Source organism: Advenella sp. RU8, assembly GCF_048381675.1.
Classification (GTDB): Bacteria; Pseudomonadota; Gammaproteobacteria; order Burkholderiales; family Burkholderiaceae_B; genus Advenella.
In genome coordinates, this window is record NZ_JBLWIS010000004.1 from 122438 (window position 1) to 149018 (window position 26581).

Genomic DNA, 26581 nt, shown 5'->3' on the forward strand with positions numbered 1-26581 from the left:
AGTAAAATAATTGGTATAAATTTAAAATTTATACCAATTATTTAAAGTTAAAATTAGTAAAGAGGCAAATGAAATGAATCAGTTAGCTACTACCGGTATTTCCCGCTGTCCGATTGATCACAGTGCATTCAGCAATGCAAGCAATAATGGTGCGCCTGCGTCAGCAAATGGATGTCCGGTTAGCGGGCAAGCGGCGGCATTTGACCCATTTAGCAATGATTACCTGCAAAACCCGCCCGAATATGTACGTTGGGCGCGTGAAGAAGAACCGGTTTTTTACAGTCCTAAACTGGGGTATTGGATCGTAACGCGTTATGAAGATGTTAAAGCTGTTTTCCGGGATAATAAAACCTTCAGCCCTTCGATTGCACTGGAAAAAATAACCCCAAACAGCGAACAAGCCAATGCCATCCTGGCGTCTTATGATTACGGCATGAGTCGTACGCTGGTAAACGAAGATGAACCCGCCCATATGGCACGCAGGCGTTTGCTGATTGACCCTTTTACACCCGAAGCCCTGAAGCATCACGAGCCGATGGTCAGGAAACTGGCTCGTGAATACGTAGACCGTTTTATTAATGACGGTAAGGCAGACCTGGTTGACCAAATGCTGTGGGAAGTCCCTTTGACGGTTGCCCTGCATTTTCTGGGCGTGCCGGAAGAGGATATGGACATGCTGCGCAAATACTCTATTGCGCACACGGTAAATACATGGGGTAAGCCAAGCCCTGAAGAGCAGTTGAAAGTGGCGCATGCCGTTGGCAATTTCTGGCAATTGGCCGGTAAAATTCTTGAAAAAATGCGTCAGGAACCAGATAAGCCAGGTTGGATGCGTTATGGTATCCGCCTGCAGAAAGACCATCCTGACATTATCACTGATTCTTACCTGCATTCGATGATGATGGCCGGTATTGTTGCAGCGCATGAGACCACCGCGCATGGTACGGCCAATGCATTGAAAATTTTGCTTGAGCACCCCGATGCCTGGCAGGAGATTTGCGAAGATCCATCCCTGATCCCGAATGCGGTAGAGGAGTGCCTGCGTCATAATGGCTCAATTGCCGCCTGGCGTCGGCTGGTTACTTGCGATACAAAAATTGGTGATGTTGAGATTCCTGCCGGATCAAAACTACTAATGATGTCTTCTTCTGCCAATCACGATGAACGCAAGTTTGAGGATGCCGACCACTTTGATATCAGGCGTGAGAATGCCAGTGAACAGTTGACCTTTGGCTATGGTTCGCATCAGTGCATGGGTAAAAACCTGGCCCGCATGGAGCTGCAGATCTTCCTGGAGGAATTTACACGTCGCCTTCCGCATATGAGGCTTGCTGAACAAACCTTCCATTACCTGCCGAATACCTCTTTCCGTGGGCCCGAACACTTATGGGTAGAATGGGATCCGGCACAGAATCCTGAAAGGAAAGACCCGGCGATACTCGATTTGCAGGCCCCCCTGCGTTTGGGAGAACCTTCTGCCAGTGCAATCAGTCGACCTGTTGTTGTGCAGGAAGCAAAATTGATTGCCGAAGATATTTTAAAATTGAAATTAATTTCACCGGATGGAAAACCTCTTCCTCGCTGGACACCGGGGGCCCATATTGATATTGAGTGCGGTGATACGGGCATTTCAAGACAATATTCTTTGTGCAGTGATCCGGCAGATACCAGTTGCCTGGAAATTGCCATCCTGAAAGATCCTGAAAGTCGTGGTGGTTCTGCATGGCTGCATGAAAATATCAAGCAGGGCGATCGTGTTCGCATCCGTGGTCCACGCAATCATTTCCGTATGGACCCGAGCGCAGAAAAAATCATCTTTGTTGCGGGTGGCATTGGCATTACCCCAATCAGCGCCATGGCTCGCGAGGCCAGGCAGCGCGGGGTTGATTATCAAATCCATTACAGCGGACGCTCACGACAATCCATGGCTTTATTAGACGAGTTGGTGGCGCTGCATGGTGATAAATTGCATGTTTATGCGAAAGAAGAAGGCAAGCGTAATGACTTTGCCTCCTTGTTAGCCAAGCCCGATGTGAAAACCCAGATCTATGCTTGTGGCCCTGAAAGAATGTTGGATGGGCTGGCCAAATCCTGTCAGGATTGGCCTGAAGATGCTTTGCATGTTGAGCATTTTCATTCCGTCCTGGGTGAACTGGATCCCTCCAAAGAACATGCTTTTGAGGTTGAGTTGAAAGACTCGGGTATTACGCTGAGTGTAGCGGCAGACCAGACCTTATTACAGGCTTTGCAAGGCGCCAATATTGACGTGCAAAGTGATTGTTGTGAAGGCCTGTGCGGATCTTGCGAGGTAAGGGTATTACAAGGTGATATTGATCATCGGGATGTTGTATTGACCCGTGCCGAGAAGGAACAAAATACCAAAATGATGGCTTGCTGTTCCCGTTCCGCAAAAGGAGAAAAACTGGTTCTTGAGTTGTAATAATATAAATTTTTTTTGAAACCAGCTGTTGTGATCAAATTATGCCTGTTCGCATAACCATTTATGTGAACAGGCATATTTATTTAATTTTTATTAATAATCAAAGCTTGTTTTTTTACTGAAGTGATCCCTGATCGCTTTTGTAAATTCGCTGCGTGGATGAAACTTTCTTTCCAGAATGCCAATTCTTCGAAAAATCTTGGTATATGAGAGATCCACGTATACCAGTTTTTCATCTTTCTCCCAGTCCAGGTTGGCCAGTTTGGGCACAATCGATACCCCATATCCCTGGCGGACCAGTTCAATAATGGCTTCAATCGAATTTATTTCCATTTGAATGTCGACGTTGACAGCCAGTTTTTTCAAGGTGTTCCGAATCAGGATGCCTGTCCATGTCATCTGGTCAAAATGAATGAACGGGGCATGCTTGAGAATTTCCAGTGACGGTTCGGGTGCTATTTGTTCAAGTGAAAAAAAGGGTTTGCGCGGAATGATAAGAATCATGGATTCATCATAAAGCGGTGTCCATATCAATTCGTTGTAAGCATACTCAGGCGGTTCGGTTGCAATCGCGGCATCTAGTTGACCACTGGTGATTCTGTGTGCAAAGTCACCCGATTGACCGGCAAAAACTTTTACATCCAGATCCGGATTGTTTTTCCTGATTATCCACAGTACATCTGAAAATGCCCCCATTAAACTGGAAACCAGCGCACCAATATGAACGGTGCCAGTTAGCTTGCCCTGTTTGCTATCGCCGCTTTTTAGAATTTCTTCATATTTGACCATTAACTCCTGTGTCTTTTTCAATAAATTTTCACCAAAATGATTCAGTACCAATTGATGACCGTTTTTGTGAAAAAGAGGGGTTTTGAGGGTTTCTTCCATCGTTTTGATTTGTTGGCCCACTGCAGCGGACGTCAAACCTATTTTTTTGCCGGCACCAGTATAAGAACCGCATTCAGCAACCGCAACAAAAACCCGGAAGGTTCGTAAAGTGATCATGATAATTAAAATTAAATTTTAAATTACTAAAAAAATATTGGATTTACTTTAAATTAAATTTAACTAATAATCAAACAAAATAAAGCTGCATGCACAGTACATGACAGTAAATTCAAAGAAAAAACTTTATTAAACCACCCCTGATTTTTTATAAATCAGGAATCAAGGAAGAGACAACAATGGATACGGTATTGAGTTTTTATGCTTCAGGAGGTCGTGTTTTTAAAAATTTTGCGGCGGTTCTTATTTCCTGTACGCTCGCTACTCCCGTCTTGGCAGCGGAGTGGCCCAAACAACCGGTTCGTTTAGTCGTGCCGTTTGCTGCCGGCGGGGCCACCGATATTATTTCGCGAACCCTGGGACAAGAGCTCGGCAAGCAGTGGAAACAAACGGTAATTGTGGAGAACAAAGTGGGGGCAGGAGGTGCTGTGGGTGCCTCACAGGTAGCACGTGCCAAACCGGATGGCTATACCCTTTTAATGATTTCGGGCAGCATGTTCACCGTTAACCCTTATTTATATAAAAAACTGCCTTATAGCGTCAATGACTTCCGCGCAGTCAGTGCGGTAACAGCAGGACCATTATTGATGGCAGTGAACAAAAAAATCCCGGCTAACGATTTACATTCATTCATGAATTATGTAAAGGCACACGGCGCTGTAACCAATTTTGGTTCTGCAGGAGTAGGTAGTCAGGGGCATATGGCATCAGAGGCCATCATGAATGCGACGGGTACCCAAATGACCCATATTCCTTATAGCGGAGAGTCAGCTGCCTTGACCGATTTGATGGCTGGCCAGATTGATGTGGTGACCGCCAATCTTTCGGCTGTTTTGCCTTTTTTAAAGTCGGGTGAAGTCAAGCCGATTGCGGTAACCAGCGGGAAACGTTCAAAAAGCGTATCGGACGTCGGCACAATGGCTGAACAGCTTAATAAGGATTTTGATGTCGTTGGCTGGTTTGGGATTGCGGTACCTAAAGAAACCCCTGATGCCGTTGTAAAGCAGATTGAAGAAGGGATTAAGGTTGCGCTTAATTCGGATCGCATGAAGCGGACTTTTGATGATTTGGGACTGGAGCCGGCAACCACAGGTTCTGACTACATGAATGGAAGAGTGCAGGAAGAATCTACTTTCTGGCAGAAGGTGATTGCAGAGCAGAAAATTGAACCGAGGTAATGGTTCAGGATAAATGGATTTTGTATTTGAATGGGTGAATTATGGAAAAGATGCTGACAGTAAAAATCTGGCGAGGAGAGGAGCAGGGAGAGTATGTCACTTATCAAGTCCCTTCCAGGGAAAACCAGACGGTGCTTGATGTAGTGACAGAAATTCAGCGACAGGTTGATCCTACTCTGTCATATCGCTTTTCCTGTCGGGTTGGTGTATGTGGAACCTGTGCCATGACGGTGAACGGCAAGCCAAGATGGACATGCAGAAGCCATGTGAAGAATGTTGAAAAAAATGGCGAAATAGTGCTTGAACCCTTGCGCAATATGCCACGTGTCAAAGATCTTGTTGTCGATATGACCGAGTTTTTTGATAAATGGAAAAAAGCAGGCGGGGAATTTATAGGAACCCGTACACGCCATGAAAAACCGGCGCTGGTTGATCCGAATAGCAAGGCCAGGAAGCAGGCTGATGCGGCGATTGAATGTATTAATTGTGCTGTTTGTTATGCCGCTTGTGATGTGGTTGAGTGGAATAAAGATTATTTGGGTCCGGCTGCACTCAACCGTGCCTGGAGTCTGGTTAATGATGAACGTCATGCAGACCAGAAGGGGGTTCTTAAAAAGGCAATGAGTGATAGTGGATGCAATTCTTGCCATACCCAGGGCAGTTGTATGAAGCATTGTCCAATCGGGTTAAGTCCGACAGGCAGTATTGCCGGGCTGAAAAAACGCTCATTGCTTGAGTTTTTTAGTGGGGAATAGTGATGGAAATGAGACTTTTTCTGCTGCAGCGTTTGTCAGCCATGATTATGGTGCCTTTTATTTTTGTTCATATAGGCATGATTGTTTATGCAGTTCGTGGAGGTTTAAGTGCTGAGGAAATACTGACTCGAACCCAGGGAAACTGGTTATGGATTGCGTTTTATACCTTGTTTGTGATTAGTGCAGCAATCCATGCCCCTATTGGTATTCGCAAGGTGGTCAAAGAGTGGACGACCATCACGTCTCAAGCAGCCAATTGGCTGGCATTAGCCCTGGGTCTGGTGTTCTTGGGGCTAGGGATGCGGGCAGTGATTGCAGTGGGAGGTTTGTAATGATCAAGATCAAGAATGTGCATAAACACAAAGCTTATTTTGCATTTTTAGGTCACCGGATTTCCGGTTTGCTGTTGGGCATATTTCTTCCGGTTCATTTTTATGTATTGGGGCTGGCGCTAAACAAGGTTGATAAATTCGACAGTTTTCTGAAATTTTCCGAGCTGCCAGGCGTCAAGTTTGCCGAGTGGGGACTGCTCATTTTATTAGGCACTCATCTTGGATTTGGTTTGCGGATTTTGGTGATTGAGTTTGTGCAGTGGCCAACACCCAGGTCCATACGCTTGAATTGGATTAGCTGGAGTATGACATTCAGCGTCATTATTGGTGCCGTGTTTCTTGTAGGAGTATTCGGGTCATGAAAATTGAAAATTCTAAAACAGATATCCTTATCCTTGGCAGTGGCGGTGCGGGATTATTTGCGGCCCTGCATGCCAAGCAGGCAAACCCGAATCTTGAAGTGACGGTTGCCGTCAAGGGCTTGATAGGTAAAAGTGGCTGTACCCGAATGGTGCAAGGTGGTTACAACGTTGCGCTGGCTGATGGCGACTCTGTTGAGCGGCACTTCATGGATACGATTGAAGGGGGTAAGTGGTTGCCACGTCAGGACCTGGCATGGCGACTGGTGACCGGTGCGGTAGAGCGTGTCCAGGAACTGGAAAATGAAATCGGTTGTTTTTTTGACCGTAATCCCGATGGTACTCTGCACCAGAAAGCTTTTGCCGGACAGACTTTCGACCGGACGGTGCACAAATCTGACCTGACTGGCATTGAAATTATCAACCGTCTCATGGAGAAAGTGAAAGCACTGGATGTTAACCGTCTTGAAGAGCATCGTGCGATTGAATTGATTCCTGCCCGTGACGGATCAGGCATTTCTGGCGTGTTATTTATTGACATGCGCACGGGTGGTTACCGTTTTGTACAGGCAAAAGCCGTGCTGCTTAGTACCGGTGCCGGACCCACCATGTATCAGTACCATACCCCTTCAGGTGAAAAAACCTGTGACGGCCTTGCCATGGCCTTGCGTTACGGCTTGAAGTTACGCGATATGGAGATGGTTCAATTTCATCCTACCGGCTTGCTGGGTGGTCCTGATACCCGTATGACGGGTACGGTTCTTGAAGAGGGGTTACGTGGTGCGGGTGGCTATTTAATCAATGGTGCGGGCGAACGTTTCATGAGTAATTATCATGAACGTGGTGAACGTGCCACGCGCGATGTGGTGAGCCGGGGTATTTACGCTGAAATGCGTGCCGGGCGGACCAGTCCGATGGGCGGTGTTTATATACAAATGTCACATCTTGGTGTGGAACATGTTCGCAAAACCTTCCCTGGCATGGTTCAACGTTGTGCGGATTGTGGTTTTGATTTGGCAGGCGGGCGTGTCGAGGTTGTACCAACCGCTCATTATTTAATGGGTGGGGTTGAATTTGATGTGGACTGTTCAACCGCGTCGCCAGGCTTGTTTGCGGCCGGTGAAGATTGTGGCGGTGTACATGGTGCTAACCGGCTTGGTGGCAACGGTGTGGCCAACTCAACAGTATTTGGCGGGATTGCCGGTGAGTCAATGGCCGAATACATCAAAAAAGGCGGGATGTGGAAAGAACCCGACCAGTCCGTGATTGAAGCAGGTGTTGCCCGGGCAGAATTTCCGTTTTCCAAAAAAGCCGAGATGACATTGCCGCTGCGCGAAGCGCTTGCAAAAACCATGTGGGATGACGTGGGCATTTTACGCAATAAAGCGGGCATTGAAAAAGGCCTTGAGAGCCTGGCCAGCCATTATGATGCGTTGCGTACGATTGGTGTTGCGGACGGTCAGCGCCGATTCAACCTGAGCTGGCATGACTGGCTCAATCTGGACAGCCTGACAACCATTTCAACCGTGATTGCAACCTCGGCACTGGCCAGGTGTGACAGTCGCGGTGCACATTTCCGGGAGGATTATCCTGAAACGGGTGACCTGCATACCTCAGCCTATACACGTGTGAGTGAACGCGATGGAAAAATTGAATTGGAAATGGTGCCCGTTAAATTCGATATTGTCTCTCCAGGCAACTCACTGATTCGCGAAGAGGAAGAAAATTGCGCATAAATTTACACAAAATTATTCAGGAGGCAGGATATGGCCATTGAGATAAATCGAATTGAAGAGGCAGCACTGGAAATAATGAAGCGTGCTGCCATCGATATTCCGGAAGATTACAGCGAAGGCATCAAGGCAATGCAGAAAACCGAAACAGGCAAATTGCCCCGTTTCGTGTTGCATGCCATGGTTGATAACTGGGAAGCAGCGAGCAAGGATCGCCGTCCCATGTGTGCGGATACCGGTGTGCCGCGTTATTACGTAAAAATGGGTAATAACGCCAGTGTGCAAGCCGGTTTTATCGGGATCGAACGGGCCTTGCGTAAGGCCACGGCTGATGCCACTGTTCAAATTCCATTACGGCCCAATCGGGTACACCCTTTATGGCGTACGGAACACAACAATAACGTGGGTATCAATGCACCTGAAATTGAATGGTCGTTTGAACCGGATGCCGACTGGGTGGATATCACAACAGTTCATAAAGGTGGCCTGTTCGGAACCGATTACCGAATGCTTTTTCCCGGTGATGGTATTGACGGTATCAAGCGTTTTGTACTGGATGGCCTGATTGCCTTTGGCAAGCGTGGCCTGGCGTGTCAGCCAGCAATTGTAGGCATTGGTATTGGCGGTTCCAAGGATACCTGTATGCAACTGGGCAAACAGGCAGCTTGCTTGCGCACAGTGGGTGACCGTAATCCTGATCCCAAAATCGCCGAGCTTGAAATGGAACTGAAAAAACTGGGCAATTCAATTGGCATGGGCGCAATGGGATTTGTTGGTTCATCCATGGTGGTTGATTGCCATATTGAAGTGGGCTATACGCATACGGGTGGCATGCCAGTCAGCATTCATACATTCTGTCTGTCATCACGACGGTCTACCGCGAGAATTTATGCGGATGGACGTATTGAATACCGTACCAATCCTGAATGGTTCACGCCTTATATGAGAAGGGAGACAGTTGAATGGAATCGTTGAATAATCAAGATGAAGAGTTGAAGGTTTTCAGAATCAATCTTCCTGCTACTGCGGAAGATATTGCCCGCCTGGAAATCGGGTCAGTGGTTTACATGACTGGCGTGGTGTATACCGCCAGGGAGGGTGTGTATCAAAAAGTATTGGGTAATGGAGAAGCATTGCCTGTGGATCTCGAGAGCCTGAGCAACGTTAATTTTCATTGTTCTCCGGCAGCAGCCGTCACGCCCGAAGGTGAATACAACGTTGGGGCCGTTACGGCTACGGCCAGTTTCAGGTTTTCCAAATGGATGCCCAAATGGCTTGAGTTGACACAGACCAAAATTGTCATTGGTAAAGGCGGTATGCCACATGATGACTATGCCAATATTATGGTGCCACAGGGTGCGGTCTACCTGACAACCGTCGGCTATGGTACGGGTGCCTTGCTGGGTCGTGGTATCAAACAGGTCCGCGATGTCTTCTGGTTGGATGAACTGGGCATTGCGCAGGCGATGTGGCTTTTTGAAGTGGAAGATTTTGGCCCCTTTATTGTGGAAAGCGACGTTCATGGCAATTCGCTTTTTCATCGGCATGGCGAGCAGGTTAATGCCCGGATTGATGAGCTTTATGCCGGCTTGAAACCACCCGCATTACACCGTTTTGGTGAAACCAGTGACCGTAAAAATGAAGTGATGTAGAAGAGGTAATAATGTCTATTATTGATTTTCGCTTAAGACCGCCGGCCGGTGAGTTTCTTTCTACCCTGATGTACGCGTCAGGTGAACGTCGTGACGGTTTTACCAGAACCGTGGGTTTTGAACCCTCCCCAGCGGCACAGCAGCAATCCATGGAAATGACTCTGGCAGAAATGGATGCTGCGGGCGTGCAGCACGGGGTGGTAGTGGGCCGGCTTGCTGGGATGCTGGGTAGCATTTCCAATGAAGATGTCAAATTGCTCATGGATACCTATGGCAGCCGCTTTATTGGTGCTGCTTCGATAGATCCAAGTAACCGGGTTGCGGCATGTCGTAGTATTGATGAGTCGATGGCTGCCGGTTTTAAACTGATCAACATAGAACCGGGTGCTTATCCGGTTCCCATGTATGCGGATGATCGTCGTCTTTATCCTATTTATGCCCATTGTGAAGACCGGCAAATTCCCATTATTTTGATGGTGGGAGGTACTGCCGGCCCTGATCTTAGTTACTCTGACCCGATTCGTACCGATCGTATGCTTGCCGATTTTCCTAATTTGAAAGTCGTGCTTGCGCATGGTGGTTGGCCATGGGTCACGCAAATTTTGCATATTGCCTTCAGGCGCACCAATGTTTATCTGTCACCGGATATGTATTTTTCACGGATGGCGGGTTGGGAAGAGTATGTTAAAGCCGCAGACGGTTTTCTGGCAGATAGAATGTTGTATGCCAGTTCATTTCCATTCTGTCCTATTAAAGGTTATAAAGAGTGGTTTGAAACCTTGCCAATACAAGCAGTTAATCGCAAGAAAATCATGGGTGATAATGCGAGAAAATTGCTGGGATTAGCAACGATTTAAAATGGAGCAGGTGTTGTATGGTTTGATTTAATAGCATGCACTAGACTGGCGCATACTGTTGATTACATTGAAAAATAAATACGGTTAAAAAATGACTAAATCAAAGGAGAAGTGAGATGTTAGTTAAAGGAGATAGTTTATGAAAAGCCATTCCAAATTTTGTATAGCCGCATTGACAATTAGTATGGGTTTAGGACTTATGGCAATGACGGCGCCGGTTAGTGCACAAACCAATTATCCCGAACGTGCGGTAAGTTTGGTCGTGGGTTTTAGCCCTGGCGGTACGACCGATGTATTGGCACGTATTATGGCCAAAGAGTTGACAGAAGAATTGAAGCAGCCGTTTGTGGTTGAAAACAAACCGGGGGCAGGCAGCACGATTGCCACAGATCAGGTTGCCCGGGCAAAACCCGATGGCTACACCCTGTTAATGATAGCGGCCAATTCCACGATCAACCAGACACTCTATAAAAATATTAAATTTGATATAGAAAAAGATTTTGCCCCGGTTGCGTTGATTGCCAAAGTACCGAATATTTTGGTTGCCAACAAAAAGGTTCCATACAACTCGGTCAAGGAATTGGTTGATTTTGCGAAGGCTGATCCCAAAGGTGTGGTTTATGGTTCCGCCGGTCTTGGTACTTCCATTCACCTGGCAGGTGAACTGTTCAAACAGCAGGCGGGTATTGATATTTTACATATTCCTTATAAAGGAAGTGCGCCGGCCATGTCGGCCGCACTAGCGGGGGAAGTCAGTGTGGTTTTTGAAAATATGCCTGCGGCTGCACCACATATAAAATCAGGTGCCTTGAAAGCATTTGCGGTTACCTCTGCGAAGCGATCATCTGTATTTCCTGATGTTCCTACCTTGCAGGAATTGGGGTACCCTGACTATGTCGTTGACACCTGGTTTGGTATTGTGGCTCCTGCCGGGACACCCCAAAAAATTGTTGATAAGCTAAATAACACAATGGCAAAAATATTGGCGAAACCAACAGTGATTGCGCAATTGGATGGATTGGGTGCAGTTAAAGAAATAAATGAACCGGAACAATTTTCCAAATTGATTTCTACAGAAGTAAAAAATTGGGGGAATGTAATTCGCAAGGGCAACATTAGCTTGAATTAATTTTGCATGTCTAAGCGTTCATGTGCTGTTGACGGTTAAATAAAGACTACTTAATATATACCCGACTATTTAACTAAAGTATTGATGGGTATCAAGGGAAATAAAACCGGGTTGTGCAAGAATCATTCAAATTCCAGCAAGGACGATGATTTATGAATGATGTTGTACTCCTCTCCGAAGATGTCCGTAAAGCATCTGTTTCCAATGAGCCCATCGCAGCTTATGACCAATTAAGGCAAGCTTGTCCAGTCATTCATGACAGGCATTTACACTGGACCTTGCTCAGGCACAAGGATGTATTGGCATTGCTGAATGATCATCAGACATTCAGCAATGCCGTTTCTCGCCATTTGTCCGTGCCTAATGGCATGGATCAACCAGAACATACGGTTTACAGGGCACTTATCGAGCCATATTTCAATCAGGAAAGGCTCTCTGCTTTTGAACCGGTTTGTCGTCAAATTGCGGTCAATCTAGTCAAACAGGCACCTAAAAACAGGGAGTTTGAGTTTATTGAAGATTTCGCAAGGGTTTATGCAGTACAAGTGCAATGCGCCTATCTTGGCTGGCCGGAATCGTTGCAAGCGTCATTGGTTCAATGGGTACGTAAAAATCATCAGGCAACCCAGGCACAGGATCATCAGGCCATGTCCGAGATTGCCCTTGAATTTGACGGCTACATCCGTTCTCTGCTGGCGGCAAGACGCCAGGCCGGTGATCAGGCTCCCGATGATTTAACCACTGCCTTGATGCGTGAAACCATCAATGGTGAGCTGATTCCAGATGAGGTACTGGTAAGTATCTTGCGTAATTGGACCGTTGGTGAATTGGGAACCATTGCCGCCTGTATTGGCATATTGGTGAAATATCTGGCCGGGCATCTCAAATTACAACACCAGCTACGTTATAAGCCTAAGCTTTTACCTGCGGCCATCGATGAAATCCTGCGCATTCATCCACCGCTAATCGCCAGTCGCCGCGTGTCTACCAAAGCAGTTACCATTGCAGGACAAAAAATCGAAGCCGGTGAACGTCTTACCCTATTATGGGCATCAGCCAACCGCGATGAAACTGTTTTTGGGAACCCTGATGTGTTTCAGCCTGACCGTGACCCGTCGCTGAACCTGTTATATGGTGCGGGTATTCATGCCTGTCCCGGTGCCCCTCTGGCAAGGTTGGAACTGCGTCTGGTGATGGAAGAATTGCTACGGGATACCAGCAGGTTTTCATTAGGTGAAAATATCAGCCCAGTGCATGCAAAATATCCTGCAGGCGGGTTTGACGTTTTACCTGTCAAACTTTTTGTTGAAACCTGTTGCGGTTCCTGCAGCTAATCATAGATTTTATTTACCTGAACGCTCCCTTAAGTTTAAAAAGATTTTAAATTTATACGTGTTGCTCTAAAGTAGTTGAATCCTGGATACACCTGCAAAAAAAGGGTTCCAGGAAAATTCAAAATAACGGAAGGAGACACACGTGGTCAAGTCTGATGCAATCTTAAATTTACAGCCGGAAACGAATACAAAAAAACTCTGGGAAGCCGATTCAATAGCAATTATTGGTGCTTCCAATGACCCTTTGCGGATTGGCGGAAGGCCAATTTCCTATATGCTGCAACGGAACTATAAGGGGCGGATTTATCCAGTCAATCCCAAACAGGAAATAATTCAAGGCCTCAAGGCCTATCCTAGCGTAGAAGCGTTGCCTGAAACGCCGGATATTGCGATTATTGCGGTTGCAAGTGGCATGGTCAACCAGATGCTGGCTGATTTAGGAAAGCGGGGCACCCGGCTGGCCGTTATTTTATCTGCCGGGTTTTCAGAGGTAGGCAATGAAGGCAAATTAATGCAGGAGGAATTAATCGCGACTGCAAAAAAATATGGCATTCGTGTATTAGGCCCTAATACATTAGGATTTTATGATGATCGCCAGGGCTTGTTTTCCACTTTTTCCTCAGCGTTTGAACTGTATTGGCCGCAGCCTGGTTCTATCGCCATTGCCAGTCAGTCGGGGGCTTTTGCCTTGCACATTTTTTGCTCGGCACGTAATCGTGGTATTGGTATTCCACTTTGCGTCACCACTGGCAACGAAGCGGATATCAACGTTGCAGAGGTCATGCTTGATATGGTCAGGGATCCTGAAATTCAGGTAATCGGTGTCTACCTGGAAGGTTTGTCTGACCCTGAAAAGTTCATTCAAGCATTGAAACTGGCCAAGCAGTATCGCAAGCCGGTGGTGGTTATGAAAACCGGGCGTAGTGCGATTGGTCAGGTCGCAGCACAATCACATACTGCTTCTATTGCAGGTGACGATGTGGTATTTGATGCGGTTTTGAAAGAATATGCGGCGGTACGTGCCTATAGTCCTGATGAATTTCTGGATATTGCTTATATGGCTACGAAAAAAGTGTACCCCGAGCGTGATGCACTTGGCGTAATTACGATTAGTGGCGGTGCAGGCATATTGATTAGTGACGTAGCCGAAGACATGGATTTATCCATGCCGGAGCTGGAGTATAGGGCACAAAAAAAGCTGAAAGAAGCGCTTTCTTTTGCTGCAGTTAAAAACCCGGTTGATTGCACTGCCCAAGTTATCAATCAGCCTGAATTGGCTGACCAGTTCCTGAGTACCATGCTGGAAACGGGCCAATACACATCTATTCTTGGTTTCTTTGCACATGCGGCAGGAACCGCTTCGATTGAAGCCAAATTACGTCCTGAATTGAGTAAGGCCGTCAGCAAATATCCTGATGCTTTATTAGTTTTATCGTTGATTGCGGAAAAAGAAACGATTGCCCGCTATGAGGCAGACGGTTTCACCGTATTTGAAGATCCAGTGCGCGCCGTGAGGGCGATTAAGGCAATGAGTACCTTGGGTACTGCCTTCAGTAAACCTGATGCATTGATTCCATTTGAAAAGAAAACCCTGGAGTCCCTGAAGACGACACCGGATGAGGCAGAGGCAAAACGTTTGCTTGAAGAAGCAGGCTTGCAAGGTGTGCCGGAAGCAGTGGCAACAGATGCTGCAGAGGCTGGCAGGTTGGCGGAACGCTTTGGTTTCCCGGTTGTCATGAAAATCCTGTCGCCCGATATCAAGCATAAATCTGAAATTGGCGGCGTTATTCTTAATGTGTCCAGCATTGCCGAAGTGCATGAAAACTATGCATTGCTTCTGGAAAGAGCGGCTGAAAAAGCACCTTCCGCAAAAATTACCGGAGTACTTATTGCCAAGCAGGTCAATGATGCCGTTGAATGCATCATGGGGGTAAAAAATGATCCGATTTTTGGTCCTGTGGCCATGTTCGGGCTGGGTGGCATTCATGTGGAAGTCTTGAAAGATGTCGTCCTGCATCGTTGTCCTTTCAACGCGGCCACTGCCAAGGAACTTATTCTAAGTATTCGCAGTGCGGCAATTTTACAAGGCGTACGTGGCAAGCCTGCAGTTGATATTGACGGGCTTGCCGGGCAGTTGTCCCGGCTGTCCATTTTTGCGGCACAGGCACAGGACCAGATCAAATCGGTGGAAGTCAATCCGGTTTTGGCGGTTCCGGGTGAAAAGGGCTGTTACATTGCCGATGCCTTGATCGAAGTTTAACTAAGGCAGGCAAAAAAAAGCCTGCTTGGTAAAAGAAGCAGGCTTAAGGGAGGAGTTTCCCCGTAAAGGGGAGGAGGAGACTTCAAAAGAATATTCCCCGCTGCTAATGCGAGGAAAAGGTGTGTGGTGACAGGTCTTTAACAGCGAGACTTGTACCACACTGGATTGCAGCTTTAGTGAAGTGTTCTACTGCGCGTTAGAGAACCCTTCATAGCTGCAATGTAGGTATGATAATACCAGCCTGTATTTTTGTATAATTTATTTATTATTAATAGTTTATAGTTGATTTCTATTATTTTTTTCTTCCCTATACCCGAAACTTAATCTACGTTGCCATCCCAGGCATGTGAATTGCATTCAGCTTCGCAAGGCTCGGAGCATTTCATAAGCAGGTAATCGAACACAAAAAAACCGCATCTTCGGATGCGGTTTCTTATTTCTGTTTTCCGGCTTACCTGAACAAAGATAAACCGGAAAAGGGCAACACCTGAATTACTTGTGCGTCAGGATGGCTTCATTAGCCGCTTTGTTCATATTGCGGGTAATGTACCATTGCTGGGCAATAGACAGAATGTTGTTAACACACCAGTACAATACCAAACCGGCAGGGAACATGAACATCATGGCACCAAATACCAGCGGCATGAGCATCATGATCTTGGCCTGGGTTGGGTCAGGTGGGGTTGGGTTCAGCTTGATCTGCAGGAACATGGTTGCCATCATGATGGCAGGCAAAATGAAGTATGGGTCACGGACTGACAAGTCGGTAATCCAGCCAATCCAGCCTGCACCTCGCATTTCCACACTGGACAGCAATACGCGGTACAGGGTCAGGAATACCGGAATTTGAATCAGGATTGGGAAACAGCCGCCCAATGGATTGATCTTCTCGGTACGGTACATTTCCATCATCGCTGCGTTCAGCTTCTGGCGGTCATCACCGAATTTCTCCTTCAGGGCCTGCATACGCGGGGCCACGTTTTTCATTTTGGCCATGGAACGATAGCTTGAGGCCGACAATGGGTAAAGGATTAATTTGATAATGACGGTTAGCAGAACGATTGTCCAGCCCCAGTTGCCCACCAAGGAATATAACCAGGTCATGAACGTGAACATGGGTTTGGCAAGAATGGTTAGCCAGCCATAGTCAACGACCAGATCCAGTGATGGCGAAATGGCTGCCAGTGCTTCTTGGTCTTGTGGACCAACCCATAAGGTAGATTGGGAGGTAACGGTCGTGTTGGGTGCAATGGTGCCCAATGGTTCAACGGAACTGATGGCATACAGGGTATTGGAAACCTTGCGCATATCGATAAAACGTTCTTTGCCCTCGGGTGGAACCCAGGCGGTTACAAAGAAGTGTTGAATCACACTGATCCAGCCATCATCTGCCGATTTGATGTAATCGGCATTTTTCTTGTCGATTTCGGAAAAGGATACTTTCTGGAAACGTTCTTCGTCTGAATAGACTGCCATACCTGTAAAGGTAGGATAGAAGCTGGAACTGCCAGCAGGATCCTGGCCATCACGGGCAATTTGCAGGTACAGTGACGGTGATTGTGGCTCGGCACTGATATTGCTAACTTCGTCCTTGACATCAATCCGGTAAGAATCACGATGGAAGGTATAAGTACGTGTGACCTTGATGCCATCAGACTCAGACTCGAAAACCACTGGCAAGGTATCGCCAGTCATGGTGGTTTCGGTAGAAACCATCCTGAAAGCGGTATTCTGGTCGGGGTAGCGCTTGTTGCTTCCTTGTGGTGCAACCAAACCGCTTTGTACAATATACTCGGCCGTTGCAGTGTTATCCAGCAATACGATTGGCTGGTCACTGTTTTCAGAGGCAGGATACTTCAGCAATTCTGCATACACAATCTGGGCACCAATGGAATCAAAATTCATTTTGAAAACATCAGTGGTAATCGTGATTTTTTCTGAAGCAACGGCAGGTGCTGTTGTTGATGGAGTGGCTGTAGCACCGGCAGGCGAGGCAGCATTCGGGATGCCAGGGGTGCCGGAGGCCGGATTGGGATTGGTTTCTGATTGGGGTGCCTGGCCAAACAGGGATGGCTGGCCATTGTAGGTTTGCCAGTTATTCCAGATGGCGAACACCGAAAATACAAAAATCATCCAAAGGATGGTGCGTCTAATATCCATTTAACCTGATCATTATTAAGCGGTTAGTAAAGCTCGTCAGTTTAACCCAGCTAGGGGTATAACACCTGAATTTAAAACAAATCTTTGGGAAAAAGACTCTTCTCAGGCGAGGAGCGGCCAGAAACAGGAGGAACAGGATCATGACCACCTTGGCACCACGGATTACAGCGACAGATCCGGTTTGTACCCAAATACAGCCCTTTGGCTGCACCATGGGTTTCAATGGCTTCTATCATGTATTCGGAGCAGGTGGGTGTGAAACGGCAGGAACGTCCGATCCAGGGACTTAAGAAATAGCGGTAGAACCGGATAGGTGCTATGAGTATTTTCTTGATCATGCCGATTTTGCCTTTGCAAAATGATGGTCGATTTCTTTCCGCACGCTTATCTTGAGTTCAGTAAGGGTACAGGGCGTAACCTTGCCGTGCAGGCGAATGACGTAATCGCAGGCAGGTAACTCATGACGGTAATGCCTGAAAGACTCACGTGCAACCCGTTTAATGGCATTGCGAGTAGTGGCTTTGGCAGCAAACCGTTTGGCGATAACAAGCCCCAATCGGGCGATCGGTTCGGGAAGAGGGGAGACTGGTTTGGCTTTGCTAAGCGTAAACAAAGCCCCTCGAGATACACGTTTGCCTTTCAGGGCATTGGTGAACTCTAAGGGGCGGTGCAGTCGCGCCGCTTTGGGATAGGTGGCGCTTGGCATGCTTATGAATCGGGACGAGCAGATGATAAAGCCTTGTGTTTACGAGGTAAACACATTTTCTGTTCAACCTGATTATTAAATTGTAATCAGCTGGGATTAAACAGCTAAACGCTTACGGCCTTTTGCACGACGTGCGTTGATAACTGCGCGGCCGCCACGTGTTTTCATGCGAACGCGAAAGCCGTGTGTGCGTTTACGGCGTGTGACTGATGGTTGGTATGTACGTTTCATGGAAATTCCAAATATAAAGAGCTAAGAGCTTGTTCAGGACCTTTTTTTAGTATTTTTATCAAAGATACCCAAAAATGATCCAAACGACGTAAAGAATTTTGTAAAGCCTTTTATTTCATCAAATAATTAGTGATTAGTCAATGGTTTAGGCTGAATTCCCGTAATTAAAACATAAAATCTGTTCTTTTTTTGAAAAGAAAGCACTTTGTGGAAAATTTCCCATTAATTATTCAAGTTGTGGATAACTTTTTACTTGTCAGGGTAAAATAGAACGTTTTTATCGTAGATCGTATATGAAAGAGTTTTGGCAATCCTGTGTCCAGGCATTGGCACAGGAACTTCCTCCCGAGCAAATGAAAGCGTGGGTGCTACCGCTGGCTCCTCTTGGTTTTGATGAAGAACTGGGAGAGCTGCGCATTTCTGCGCCCACGCCAATCAAGCAGAACTGGGCCAAAACCAATTACACGCAGCGTATTCAGGAATTGGCATCCCAGTGGTTCAACCGTCCCGATGTCAAGGTCATGTTCCAGTTGGTGCGCCCCAACCAAATGCCGCCAGCCATGCAAGGAACCGTGACCTCATCGGCGCCTGCGCCAGCACCGGCCACACCGGTTCAGGCAGCGCCGGTTGCAAGCAGTACACCTTCGTTCGGGGCAAGCCCTGAAGTCATCATCGAGTCCGCCGCGCCCAATGCGCCAGCCGCAACCATGCTTGGCAATACCGAATCTGAAGATTTCATTTACAAGCGTTCGCATATCAACCCCAACCTGACTTTCGAAAGCCTGGTGGTAGGACGCTCTAACCAGCTGGCCAATGCCGCTTCGGCACAAATTGTCGACAAACCTGGGGTTTCGGCCTACAACCCGTTCTTTATTTACGGCAGTACCGGCCTGGGTAAGACCCACCTGATGCATGCCATCGGCAATGCACTAATCAAGGCCGGCAAAGTCAACCGGGTTCGGTACATCCATGCCGACCAGTATTACTCTGACCTGGTCAAGTCATTCCGTACCAGTACTTTTGATGAATTCAAGCGTTACTACCATTCGCTAGACCTGCTGCTGATTGACGACATCCAGTTTTTCCGCAAGAAAGACCGTACCCAGGAAGAGTTCTTCTACCTGTACGAAACCATGGTGGCGCAAAACAAGCAAATCATCATCACGTCCGATACCTATCCGCGTGAGTTGCAGGATATCAGCAACCGCCTGACCTCCCGTTTTGACTCTGGCCTAACCGTGCATATCGAACCCCCCGAGCTGGAAATGCGGGTTGCCATTTTGCTTCGTAAAGCCGAAGAAAAACCCGGTATTATCCTCAAAGAGGAAGCTGCGTTTTTTATTGCCAAGCATTTGCGCAGTAACGTGCGTGAGCTTGAAGGCGCGCTGAGTAAAGTATCTGCTTACGCCGGCTTTCACGGGCTTAAAACCTTTACGGTTGAAGTATGCAAAGAGGCCCTGAAAGACCTGCTTTCCGTGTCCAATGGACAGATCACGGTAGAAAACATCCAGAAAACCGTTGCCGATTTTTATAAAATCAAGGTTCAGGAAATGTATTCCAAACGGCGTCCCGCCAATATCGCGATGCCACGGCAAATTGCCATGTACCTGGCCAAAGAGCTGACTCAAAAAAGCTTGCCCGAAATTGGCGACCTGTTTGGTGGACGGGATCATACAACCGTCCTGCATGCAGTACGTAAAATTACCGAAGCACGCGTGAAAAACGCAGAATTAAATCACCAATTACACGTGTTAGAACAAACCTTAAAAGGATAATCATGCAATTGCTACAAGCTACCCGAGATGCTGTACTCAAGCCGCTGTCAACAGTGGCCGGTATTGTTGAACGCAGGCATACCATGCCCATTCTGGCAAATATCCTGTTGCGCAAAGAAGGTAACCGTGTTGCATTCATTGCAACCGACCTTGAGGTCCAGATCACCACGCATGCCGACTTTGGCGTAGGTGATGATGTGGAATCTACGACGGTTGCCGCACGTAAATTGCTGGATATCTTGCGGGCCTTGCCCAATACCGGAGAAGTCAAGCTGGGCCTGAACGACGGAAAAATGTCAGTCAATGCCGGTAAAAGCCGCTTTGCCCTGCAAACTCTTGACGGAGCCGAATACCCCACGGTTGCCCAGCCTGAAAGCTGGAACCTGAGCCTGTCCATGCCACAAAGAACGCTGCGCAAGCTATTTAATATGGTGCACTTTGCCATGGCCCAGCAAGACATCCGTTATTATCTGAATGGCATGTTGATGGTGTTTGAGGAAGGCATGGTTCGCACCGTTGCTACCGATGGCCACCGTTTGGCACATGCGGCTGAAACAGTTGAAAGTATTGGTGAGCGCCACGAGGTGATTGTTCCACGTAAAACCGTTCTTGAAATGCAGCGCCTGCTCGATGAAAGTGATGAACCGGTCAAGATTGACCTGGCTGCTGGCCAGATCCGGTTTACTTTTGGTGATGTTGAACTCATTTCCAAGCTGGTGGAAGGCAAGTTCCCCGATTTCAAACGGGTCATTCCAACCGACTATACACGCAGTTTCAATATCAATCGTGAAGCCTTGCAAAGCAGCCTGCAGCGTGCTGCCATCCTGACCACTGACAAGCTCAAAGGGGTCAAGCTTCATCTTGAAAACAACCTGCTGCAAATTTCCTCCTCCAACGCCGAGCAGGAAGAAGCGCGGGAAGAAATTGAAGTGAATTATGAATTTGAGCCTATTGATGTCGGTTTCAACGTAAGCTATTTGCTGGATGTCCTGGCTATGGCAAAAACCGAAGAAATCACCTGGTCCGTCAAGCCGGATGTCAATGCATCCGCACTTATCAGCCTGCCTGAAGAAACAGAGTTCAAATACGTTGTCATGCCCATGCGTATTTAGTCAGGCAAATACTGATATCCCGGCCACCTAATGGCCGGATATTCTCCTGTTCTTAGCAGTCGATCAAGATTTTTTAAAGCGTTATTCCATTATGTCTGAAAATACTCCGAACACCCCGAATCAAGGTTACGGTGCCGATTCCATTAAAATGCTCAAGGGCCTTGAGGCTGTCCGTAAACGTCCCGGCATGTATATTGGAGATACATCCGATGGTACAGGCCTTCACCACATGGTGTTCGAAGTTGTCGACAATGCCATTGACGAAGCCCTGGCCGGCTATTGTGATGATATTGTTGTAACCATTCATACCGACAATTCCATCTCCGTTACCGATAATGGCCGTGGTATTCCCACTGACATCCACAAGGATGACGAATTCCACCGCAGTGCCGCTGAAATTGTCATGACCGAGCTGCATGCCGGCGGTAAATTTGACCAGAACTCGTATAAGGTTTCCGGTGGTTTGCATGGTGTCGGGGTTTCTTGCGTGAACGCCCTGTCAGAATGGTTGCGACTGACCATTCGCCGCAATGGCCAGGTTCACCAGATTGAATTCAAGCGTGGTGAACGCATCGAGCCCCTGAAAGTGGTTGGCACTACCGATAAAACCGGTACCAAGGTGCAATATCTGGCAGACAGCACCATTTTTGACAACGTCGAATACCACTACGATATCCTGTCCAAACGCCTGCGTGAATTGTCTTTCCTGAATAACGGCGTCAAGATCCGCCTGGTTGACGAACGACAAGGCAAGGAAGAGAATTTTGCCTTTTCAGGTGGCGTTAAAGGCTTTGTGGAATACATCAACCGTACCAAAACGGTACTGCATTCCAATGTATTTAACGTCTCTACCGAATCCGATGCTGGTGGCTCGCCAATTACCGTAGATGTTGCCATGCAATGGAACGACAGCTATGGCGAAAGCGTGCTTTGCTTTACCAATAACATCCCTCAGCGCGACGGTGGTACCCACCTGACCGGTTTACGTGCTGCCATGACCCGCAGCCTGAACAAATACATTGCCGATAACGAAATGGCCAAAAAGGCCAAGGTTGACACAACCGGCGATGACATGCGTGAAGGCCTGACTTGCGTATTGTCTGTCAAGGTACCCGAGCCCAAGTTCAGCAGCCAGACCAAAGACAAGCTGGTTTCCAGCGAAGTCCGCCCGGCTGTTGAAGAAGCGGTGTCACGCACGCTTGAAACCTGGCTCTTGGAAAACCCCAATGACGCCAAAGCCATTTGTGCCAAGATTGTAGAGGCGGCCCGTGCCCGCGAGGCGGCCCGCAAGGCTCGCGAAATGACGCGTCGTAAAAGTGTCCTGGAAGGTGCTGGCTTGCCAGGCAAGCTGGCAGACTGCCAGGAAAAAGACCCTGCCAAATCAGAACTTTACATTGTGGAGGGAGACTCTGCGGGTGGTTCGGCCAAACAGGGCCGTGACCGTAAATTCCAGGCCATTCTTCCCTTGCGCGGTAAAGTGCTGAACGTGGAAAAGGCCCGTTTTGACAAATTGATCGCCAGTGAGGCGATTACCACCCTGATTACCGCACTTGGCACCAGCATTGGCCCCGATTTCAATATCGACAAACTGCGTTATCACCGCATCATCATCATGACCGACGCGGACGTTGACGGCGCACACATCCGTACCTTGCTGTTGACATTGCTGTATCGGCAAATGCCCCAACTGGTTGAGGGCGGGTTTATTTATATCGCCCAACCACCTTTGTACAAGGTAAAATTTGGCCGTGAAGAACGCTACCTGAAAGATGCGGTTGAAGAAGCCGAATTCATGCAACAGGTTGCCCTGAAAGATGCCGGCCTGATTCCACATCAAGGCGCGCAAGCCATTACCGGCGAAGATCTTGAAACACAGGTTCAGCTTTATGTCTCGGCCGATCAGGTGATTGACCGCCTGTCACGCATCATGGATGCCGCAGCCCTGTCAGCGATTGCCGAAGGGGTACAGATTAACCTGGATAATGCGGAAAATGCCAAGAAATCGGCTCAGGACCTGCAAGAGGCCCTGTTTGACCCGGCCATGCCACATGCAGTGACCGTAGAGGCAGAATATGATGAGGAACTGGACAAACACCGTTTGGTGCTCAAGCGCATTCACCACGGCAACGTTCGTGTTTGTGTGTTTAACCAGGAGTTCATGAACAGCAAGGATTATGCCGTCCTGTCGCGTTCAGCAGAAACCCTTTCTGGCCTGGTTGGCGAAGGCGCCCTGGTTTATCGTGGTGAAGGTGAACGACGCAAAGAGCAATACGTGAACGATTTCCGCGAAGCCGTTCAATGGTTGCGCAGCGAAGCTGAACGGGTGGTTACGAAACAGCGCTATAAAGGTCTGGGTGAAATGAACCCTGATCAGCTGTGGGAAACCACCATGGATCCTTCTGCACGCCGTCTGCTACGCGTCAAGATTGAAGATGCGATTGCTGCTGACAATGTGTTTACAACGCTGATGGGCGACCAAGTGGAACCACGCAGGGAGTTTATTGAAAGCAATGCGCTGATGGCGTCGAATCTGGATATTTAAAGTCTGTTGTAGCTAAATACGTAACATGCAAATTTGAGGCCCATAAGTGGAAGAACTTATGGGCCTCAGTATTTTAACAGTCAGGATAAATCCTGATATTATTAGATGCCCTTTAGATAAAAATAGTTTATTTAAAATTAAATTATTAAAAATGATAAGCTCATGATATTAAAGTAGTGGATTGGAAATATCAATCACCCTAGAATAATTTCAAATTCGACTTTATTCGTTTATTTTTGATTTTTATTACAAATCAATATTTACTTATAATTTGATGTTTGATATTTAAATTAATAAATGGGTGATTAAGAGATGGGTGATATCGGGATTTTTAGTCAAGGCTCTCTGGGTTATTTGCATATATCGCCAGATGATTTGTTTAGTACGCTTCAAGGAAAAACGGAAGTTGCCATTCTTGATGTTCGGAATATCGCTTCCTTTTCGAAGCGTCATTTATTGTATGCTACATCCTTACCATTGACGCGCATTGAATTATTGATCAGTCGCAAGGTACCCAACAAGAACAGTCCGATTGTATTGGTCGACGATGATGGGAGTCTACTTGATGAGGCAGCACAGATATTAAACCGTTTGGGCTATCTCCAAATCTCTGTTTTGAAAGGCGGCACCAATGCCTGGCAAAGCGCTGGATATGAAGTCTTTAGCGGTGAGAACGTTCCCAGCAAGGCATTAGGCGAAGTGGTTGAGATTCAGGCACATACGCCGCACATCAATGCTCAGACGCTTCATCTCAAATTACAAGCAGGTGAGAACTTGGTTGTAGTGGACGGTCGTACCCCAGAGGAGTTTTACAACTTCAGCATACCCGGTGCGTATAGCGTACCCAACGCAGAGCTACCTTATCGAATCCGTGAGATTGCGCCTGACCCGTCAACATTGGTGGTTGTGAACTGTGCCGGCCGTACTCGTAGCATTATTGGTGCTCAGACACTGATTAATGCAGGTATTCCGAATCCAGTCGTGTCTTTGCAGGATGGCACCATGGCATGGTTGCTTGCCGGCCATGAGTTAAAGCATGGTCGCCACATTTCACTGCCAGAACCCAGTGAGCAGCATCTGGAACAAGCGCGTCGTGATGCCGAAGTGTTGCTGCAAAAATCACGAGTTTCGGTCATCGACTCGGCTCGTCTGGAACAATTTCGCAACGATACGTCACGTAGCATTTATTTGTTTGACATTCGTACGCAAGAAGAATACGAAACGGGCCACTTGCCAGGATGGCGTTGGGCACCGGGTGGGCAATTGATTCAGGCAACGGATGAATACATCGCGACACTACGTGCCCGTGTGGTCATTGCGGATTTGGATGGCGTACGTGCAGCCACCGTGGCCACGTGGTTGGTTCAATTGGGACAGTATGAGGTGTATGTATATCGCCCCGAAAACACGTTAACTTTGGAAACCGGGCCAGAAACAATCAGGATTTTAAAAGACCCAATCAGCGCAGCGTCACGCTGGATTGCACGTGATGCATTGTCAGAAAAGCTGATGCATGAACAGGCAGTAGTTATTGATGTTGAAAGTTCGCGTGCCTATGTGAAACGTCATATTCAAGGTGCGTTTTTTGCCGTGGCGGAAACACTGGAGTCACATGTACAGAAATTGATACAAAATGGTCAATCGCTAGTCATCACTTCGGCCGATGGAATACTGGCCGATGCTGTGGCACGTCGTCTGACTCGATTAGGCTATCCTGCGCTGGCTTTGCTGGGAGGCAATAAAGCATGGTTTGCAGCAGGCTTGCCAGCGGCCTCAGGCATAGACAAAGCCTTGGGGGGCGAGCAGGCCTTGGCACTGAATGCCTATGACTACAGTGACACAGCAATTCGCAATCAGAAGTTTAAGGAATACCTCGATTGGGAAGTGGGGCTGGTGGACCAATTGGCCCAAAAAGGTGCGCAACACACATTCAAGGTTTTAGGTGCTTCACCTGCGCAAGACTTGTAGAACCCTTAATCCTCTGACTCAACCCAGATTGAGTCTTAAAGCAAATATTGAAAAGAGAGTTAGAAAATGCATAAAAGACGGTTTTTAAGCGTTGTGAGCGCTTTGGTTGTATCGTTGTTGATGATTCCCGCAGCCCAGGCCTCAGAAGCTGACAGCTTCCCCAATAAAAATCTGCGAATCATTGTATCGGCTTCAGTGGGTGGCAGCTCCGACAAGCTGGCACGTACGATTGCGCAGAAGCTGGATGAAAAATGGGGCGTGAGAACAATTGTTGAGAATCATCCAGGCGGAGGTGGCAGTATTGCCAACAACATCGTAGCCAAAGCCAAACCGGATGGCTACACTTTGCTATTGGCGGGTGATGGTTTATCGATTGAGGCGGCACAGACGTCTCGCAAGTTGCCTTACGATCCCTTGAAAGACTTCACCGGCGTGATCAAAGCGGTTGTAAACCCACTTCTGATCATGGTACGTCCAGATTTGCCCGTCAATAACTTCAAAGAGTATCTGGAATTCCTCAAGGCCAATCAAGGCAAGACCTCGCTGGCTTTGTCAGGTGCCAAAAACAGCCATCAGCACTTGGCGATTGAGTTGTTGTCACAACTCACGGACGTGCCAATTACAGTAATTCCATCGTTGGGTGGTGGCCCGGCCATGTTAGATGTCATGGGTGGACATATCGATGCGCAAATCATCACCTTGGCCGCGGCAACAGAAAATGTACGTGCAGGCAAGCTTAAGGGCTTAGGTGTCACAACGCCATTCCGTTCACAAGCATTACCAGATGTACCCACCTTGCAGGAGTCCGGGATTGATGGCTATGCTTTCCAAAGTTGGCAAGGACTGGTTGCTCCCGCTGGAACACCGGATGCGGTTGTGCAGAAGATTTACAGTACCGTCGCGGAAATTCTGAATGATCCCATCAACAAGCAAGCGCTTGAAGATCTTGGCTTCATTGTGACGGCGTCTGCGCCTGATGAGCTGAACAAGACAATTCAGGAAGATAGAGTCTTCTACGGTGAAGTGGCCAATAAAGCCAACATCAAGCTATAA

Annotated in this window: 22 protein-coding genes; 17 read left to right on the forward strand and 5 right to left on the reverse strand. The window is 47.6% G+C overall.

Features of this window, described 5'->3' with window-relative positions; all coding sequences use genetic code 11:
- Positions 1-73: 73 nt before the first annotated feature.
- Positions 74-2440 (forward strand): cytochrome P450/oxidoreductase, encoded by a 2367-nt coding sequence (locus ACM5Q9_RS07065; RefSeq protein ID WP_418144023.1) that lies wholly within the window; start codon positions 74-76, stop codon positions 2438-2440.
- 93 nt (positions 2441-2533) lie between these two features.
- Here the strand turns inward: ACM5Q9_RS07065 and ACM5Q9_RS07070 are convergent, their stop codons facing one another.
- A complete protein-coding gene (locus tag ACM5Q9_RS07070; RefSeq protein ID WP_418144024.1) occupies positions 2534-3445 on the reverse strand; it encodes a LysR family transcriptional regulator in 912 nt (303 codons plus the stop codon).
- Positions 3446-3624: 179 nt separating this feature from the next.
- Here ACM5Q9_RS07070 and ACM5Q9_RS07075 point away from each other — a divergent pair, with 179 nt between their 5' ends.
- The 11 genes from ACM5Q9_RS07075 (at position 3625) to ACM5Q9_RS07125 (ending at position 15034) form a co-directional block, all read left to right on the forward strand.
- On the forward strand, positions 3625-4623 hold the full coding sequence (locus ACM5Q9_RS07075; protein WP_418144025.1) for a Bug family tripartite tricarboxylate transporter substrate binding protein: 999 nt from the start codon (positions 3625-3627) through the stop codon (positions 4621-4623).
- A gap of 41 nt (positions 4624-4664) precedes the next feature.
- On the forward strand, positions 4665-5378 hold the full coding sequence (locus ACM5Q9_RS07080) for a succinate dehydrogenase/fumarate reductase iron-sulfur subunit (RefSeq protein WP_418144026.1): 714 nt from the start codon (positions 4665-4667) through the stop codon (positions 5376-5378).
- An 8-nt stretch (positions 5379-5386) separates the two neighbouring features.
- Complete coding sequence (locus tag ACM5Q9_RS07085) at positions 5387-5710, forward strand: succinate dehydrogenase (RefSeq protein ID WP_418144027.1); 324 nt, start codon at positions 5387-5389, stop codon at positions 5708-5710.
- Positions 5710-6072 (forward strand): succinate dehydrogenase, encoded by a 363-nt coding sequence (locus ACM5Q9_RS07090; protein ID WP_418144028.1) that lies wholly within the window; start codon positions 5710-5712, stop codon positions 6070-6072. Before ACM5Q9_RS07085 ends, ACM5Q9_RS07090 begins: the two co-directional genes overlap by 1 nt.
- The gene (locus tag ACM5Q9_RS07095; RefSeq protein ID WP_418144029.1) at positions 6069-7805 is read left to right on the forward strand and encodes an L-aspartate oxidase; all 1737 of its coding nucleotides are present in this window, start codon (positions 6069-6071) and stop codon (positions 7803-7805) included. The genes ACM5Q9_RS07090 and ACM5Q9_RS07095 overlap by 4 nt, the downstream gene beginning before the upstream one ends.
- 30 nt (positions 7806-7835) lie before the next feature.
- Positions 7836-8777 (forward strand): fumarate hydratase, encoded by a 942-nt coding sequence (locus tag ACM5Q9_RS07100; RefSeq protein ID WP_418144030.1) that lies wholly within the window; start codon positions 7836-7838, stop codon positions 8775-8777.
- A complete protein-coding gene (locus ACM5Q9_RS07105) occupies positions 8765-9454 on the forward strand; it encodes a fumarate hydratase C-terminal domain-containing protein (RefSeq protein ID WP_418144031.1) in 690 nt (229 codons plus the stop codon). The genes ACM5Q9_RS07100 and ACM5Q9_RS07105 overlap by 13 nt, the downstream gene beginning before the upstream one ends.
- A gap of 11 nt (positions 9455-9465) precedes the next feature.
- On the forward strand, positions 9466-10311 hold the full coding sequence (locus ACM5Q9_RS07110) for an amidohydrolase family protein (protein ID WP_418144032.1): 846 nt from the start codon (positions 9466-9468) through the stop codon (positions 10309-10311).
- 184 nt (positions 10312-10495) lie between these two features.
- Positions 10496-11440, forward strand: a complete 945-nt coding sequence (locus tag ACM5Q9_RS07115; protein WP_418144033.1) for a Bug family tripartite tricarboxylate transporter substrate binding protein — start codon at positions 10496-10498, stop codon at positions 11438-11440.
- Between the two features lie 152 nt (positions 11441-11592).
- Positions 11593-12774: a cytochrome P450 gene (locus tag ACM5Q9_RS07120; protein WP_418144034.1), complete on the forward strand. Its 1182-nt coding sequence runs from the start codon at positions 11593-11595 to the stop codon at positions 12772-12774.
- A gap of 142 nt (positions 12775-12916) precedes the next feature.
- The gene (locus ACM5Q9_RS07125) at positions 12917-15034 is read left to right on the forward strand and encodes an acetate--CoA ligase family protein (protein ID WP_418144035.1); all 2118 of its coding nucleotides are present in this window, start codon (positions 12917-12919) and stop codon (positions 15032-15034) included.
- A gap of 492 nt (positions 15035-15526) precedes the next feature.
- On the opposite strand, the gene yidC is transcribed toward ACM5Q9_RS07125, so the two are convergent.
- From yidC to rpmH, 4 genes are all read right to left on the reverse strand, one after another.
- Positions 15527-17194 carry a membrane protein insertase YidC gene (yidC, locus tag ACM5Q9_RS07130; RefSeq protein ID WP_418144036.1) on the reverse strand — a complete coding sequence of 556 codons (1668 nt, stop codon included), beginning with the start codon at positions 17192-17194 and terminating at the stop codon, positions 15527-15529.
- A gap of 71 nt (positions 17195-17265) precedes the next feature.
- Positions 17266-17532 carry a membrane protein insertion efficiency factor YidD gene (gene yidD, locus ACM5Q9_RS07135; protein WP_418144037.1) on the reverse strand — a complete coding sequence of 89 codons (267 nt, stop codon included), beginning with the start codon at positions 17530-17532 and terminating at the stop codon, positions 17266-17268.
- Positions 17529-17900, reverse strand: coding sequence for a ribonuclease P protein component (rnpA, locus tag ACM5Q9_RS07140; protein ID WP_418144038.1), 372 nt, complete (start codon positions 17898-17900; stop codon positions 17529-17531). The genes yidD and rnpA overlap by 4 nt, the downstream gene beginning before the upstream one ends.
- A gap of 96 nt (positions 17901-17996) precedes the next feature.
- The gene (gene rpmH / locus ACM5Q9_RS07145) at positions 17997-18131 is read right to left on the reverse strand and encodes a 50S ribosomal protein L34 (protein ID WP_006578231.1); all 135 of its coding nucleotides are present in this window, start codon (positions 18129-18131) and stop codon (positions 17997-17999) included.
- A gap of 293 nt (positions 18132-18424) precedes the next feature.
- Here rpmH and dnaA point away from each other — a divergent pair, with 293 nt between their 5' ends.
- The 5 genes from dnaA to ACM5Q9_RS07170 all read left to right on the forward strand — a co-directional run bounded on the left by dnaA (position 18425) and on the right by ACM5Q9_RS07170 (position 26581).
- On the forward strand, positions 18425-19906 hold the full coding sequence (gene dnaA / locus ACM5Q9_RS07150) for a chromosomal replication initiator protein DnaA (protein ID WP_418144039.1): 1482 nt from the start codon (positions 18425-18427) through the stop codon (positions 19904-19906).
- 2 nt (positions 19907-19908) lie between these two features.
- Complete coding sequence (dnaN, locus tag ACM5Q9_RS07155; RefSeq protein ID WP_418144040.1) at positions 19909-21018, forward strand: DNA polymerase III subunit beta; 1110 nt, start codon at positions 19909-19911, stop codon at positions 21016-21018.
- A gap of 91 nt (positions 21019-21109) precedes the next feature.
- Positions 21110-23560: a DNA topoisomerase (ATP-hydrolyzing) subunit B gene (gene gyrB, locus ACM5Q9_RS07160; RefSeq protein ID WP_418144041.1), complete on the forward strand. Its 2451-nt coding sequence runs from the start codon at positions 21110-21112 to the stop codon at positions 23558-23560.
- Positions 23561-23872: 312 nt separating this feature from the next.
- Positions 23873-25528 carry a rhodanese-like domain-containing protein gene (locus ACM5Q9_RS07165; RefSeq protein ID WP_418144042.1) on the forward strand — a complete coding sequence of 552 codons (1656 nt, stop codon included), beginning with the start codon at positions 23873-23875 and terminating at the stop codon, positions 25526-25528.
- Positions 25529-25594: 66 nt separating this feature from the next.
- Positions 25595-26581, forward strand: coding sequence for a Bug family tripartite tricarboxylate transporter substrate binding protein (locus tag ACM5Q9_RS07170; RefSeq protein WP_418144043.1), 987 nt, complete (start codon positions 25595-25597; stop codon positions 26579-26581).

Bases quoted from the DNA above. Each gene is read 5' to 3' on its own strand.
- ACM5Q9_RS07080 (WP_418144026.1), top strand. From the start codon at position 4,665: ATGGAAAAGATGCTGACAGTAAAAATCTGGCGAGGAGAGGAGCAGGGA.
- ACM5Q9_RS07065 (WP_418144023.1), top strand. From the start codon at position 74: ATGAATCAGTTAGCTACTACCGGTATTTCCCGCTGTCCGATTGATCAC.
- yidD (WP_418144037.1), bottom strand. From the start codon at position 17,532: ATGATCAAGAAAATACTCATAGCACCTATCCGGTTCTACCGCTATTTC.
- dnaN (WP_418144040.1), top strand. From the start codon at position 19,909: ATGCAATTGCTACAAGCTACCCGAGATGCTGTACTCAAGCCGCTGTCA.
- yidC (WP_418144036.1), bottom strand. From the start codon at position 17,194: ATGGATATTAGACGCACCATCCTTTGGATGATTTTTGTATTTTCGGTG.
- ACM5Q9_RS07095 (WP_418144029.1), top strand. From the start codon at position 6,069: ATGAAAATTGAAAATTCTAAAACAGATATCCTTATCCTTGGCAGTGGC.
- ACM5Q9_RS07165 (WP_418144042.1), top strand. From the start codon at position 23,873: ATGGGTGATATCGGGATTTTTAGTCAAGGCTCTCTGGGTTATTTGCAT.
- ACM5Q9_RS07105 (WP_418144031.1), top strand. From the start codon at position 8,765: ATGGAATCGTTGAATAATCAAGATGAAGAGTTGAAGGTTTTCAGAATC.
- ACM5Q9_RS07085 (WP_418144027.1), top strand. From the start codon at position 5,387: ATGAGACTTTTTCTGCTGCAGCGTTTGTCAGCCATGATTATGGTGCCT.
- ACM5Q9_RS07115 (WP_418144033.1), top strand. From the start codon at position 10,496: ATGGGTTTAGGACTTATGGCAATGACGGCGCCGGTTAGTGCACAAACC.
- dnaA (WP_418144039.1), top strand. From the start codon at position 18,425: ATGAAAGAGTTTTGGCAATCCTGTGTCCAGGCATTGGCACAGGAACTT.
- ACM5Q9_RS07110 (WP_418144032.1), top strand. From the start codon at position 9,466: ATGTCTATTATTGATTTTCGCTTAAGACCGCCGGCCGGTGAGTTTCTT.
- ACM5Q9_RS07100 (WP_418144030.1), top strand. From the start codon at position 7,836: ATGGCCATTGAGATAAATCGAATTGAAGAGGCAGCACTGGAAATAATG.
- ACM5Q9_RS07120 (WP_418144034.1), top strand. From the start codon at position 11,593: ATGAATGATGTTGTACTCCTCTCCGAAGATGTCCGTAAAGCATCTGTT.
- rpmH (WP_006578231.1), bottom strand. From the start codon at position 18,131: ATGAAACGTACATACCAACCATCAGTCACACGCCGTAAACGCACACAC.
- ACM5Q9_RS07070 (WP_418144024.1), bottom strand. From the start codon at position 3,445: ATGATCACTTTACGAACCTTCCGGGTTTTTGTTGCGGTTGCTGAATGC.
- ACM5Q9_RS07090 (WP_418144028.1), top strand. From the start codon at position 5,710: ATGATCAAGATCAAGAATGTGCATAAACACAAAGCTTATTTTGCATTT.
- ACM5Q9_RS07170 (WP_418144043.1), top strand. From the start codon at position 25,595: ATGCATAAAAGACGGTTTTTAAGCGTTGTGAGCGCTTTGGTTGTATCG.
- rnpA (WP_418144038.1), bottom strand. From the start codon at position 17,900: ATGCCAAGCGCCACCTATCCCAAAGCGGCGCGACTGCACCGCCCCTTA.
- ACM5Q9_RS07075 (WP_418144025.1), top strand. From the start codon at position 3,625: ATGGATACGGTATTGAGTTTTTATGCTTCAGGAGGTCGTGTTTTTAAA.
- gyrB (WP_418144041.1), top strand. From the start codon at position 21,110: ATGTCTGAAAATACTCCGAACACCCCGAATCAAGGTTACGGTGCCGAT.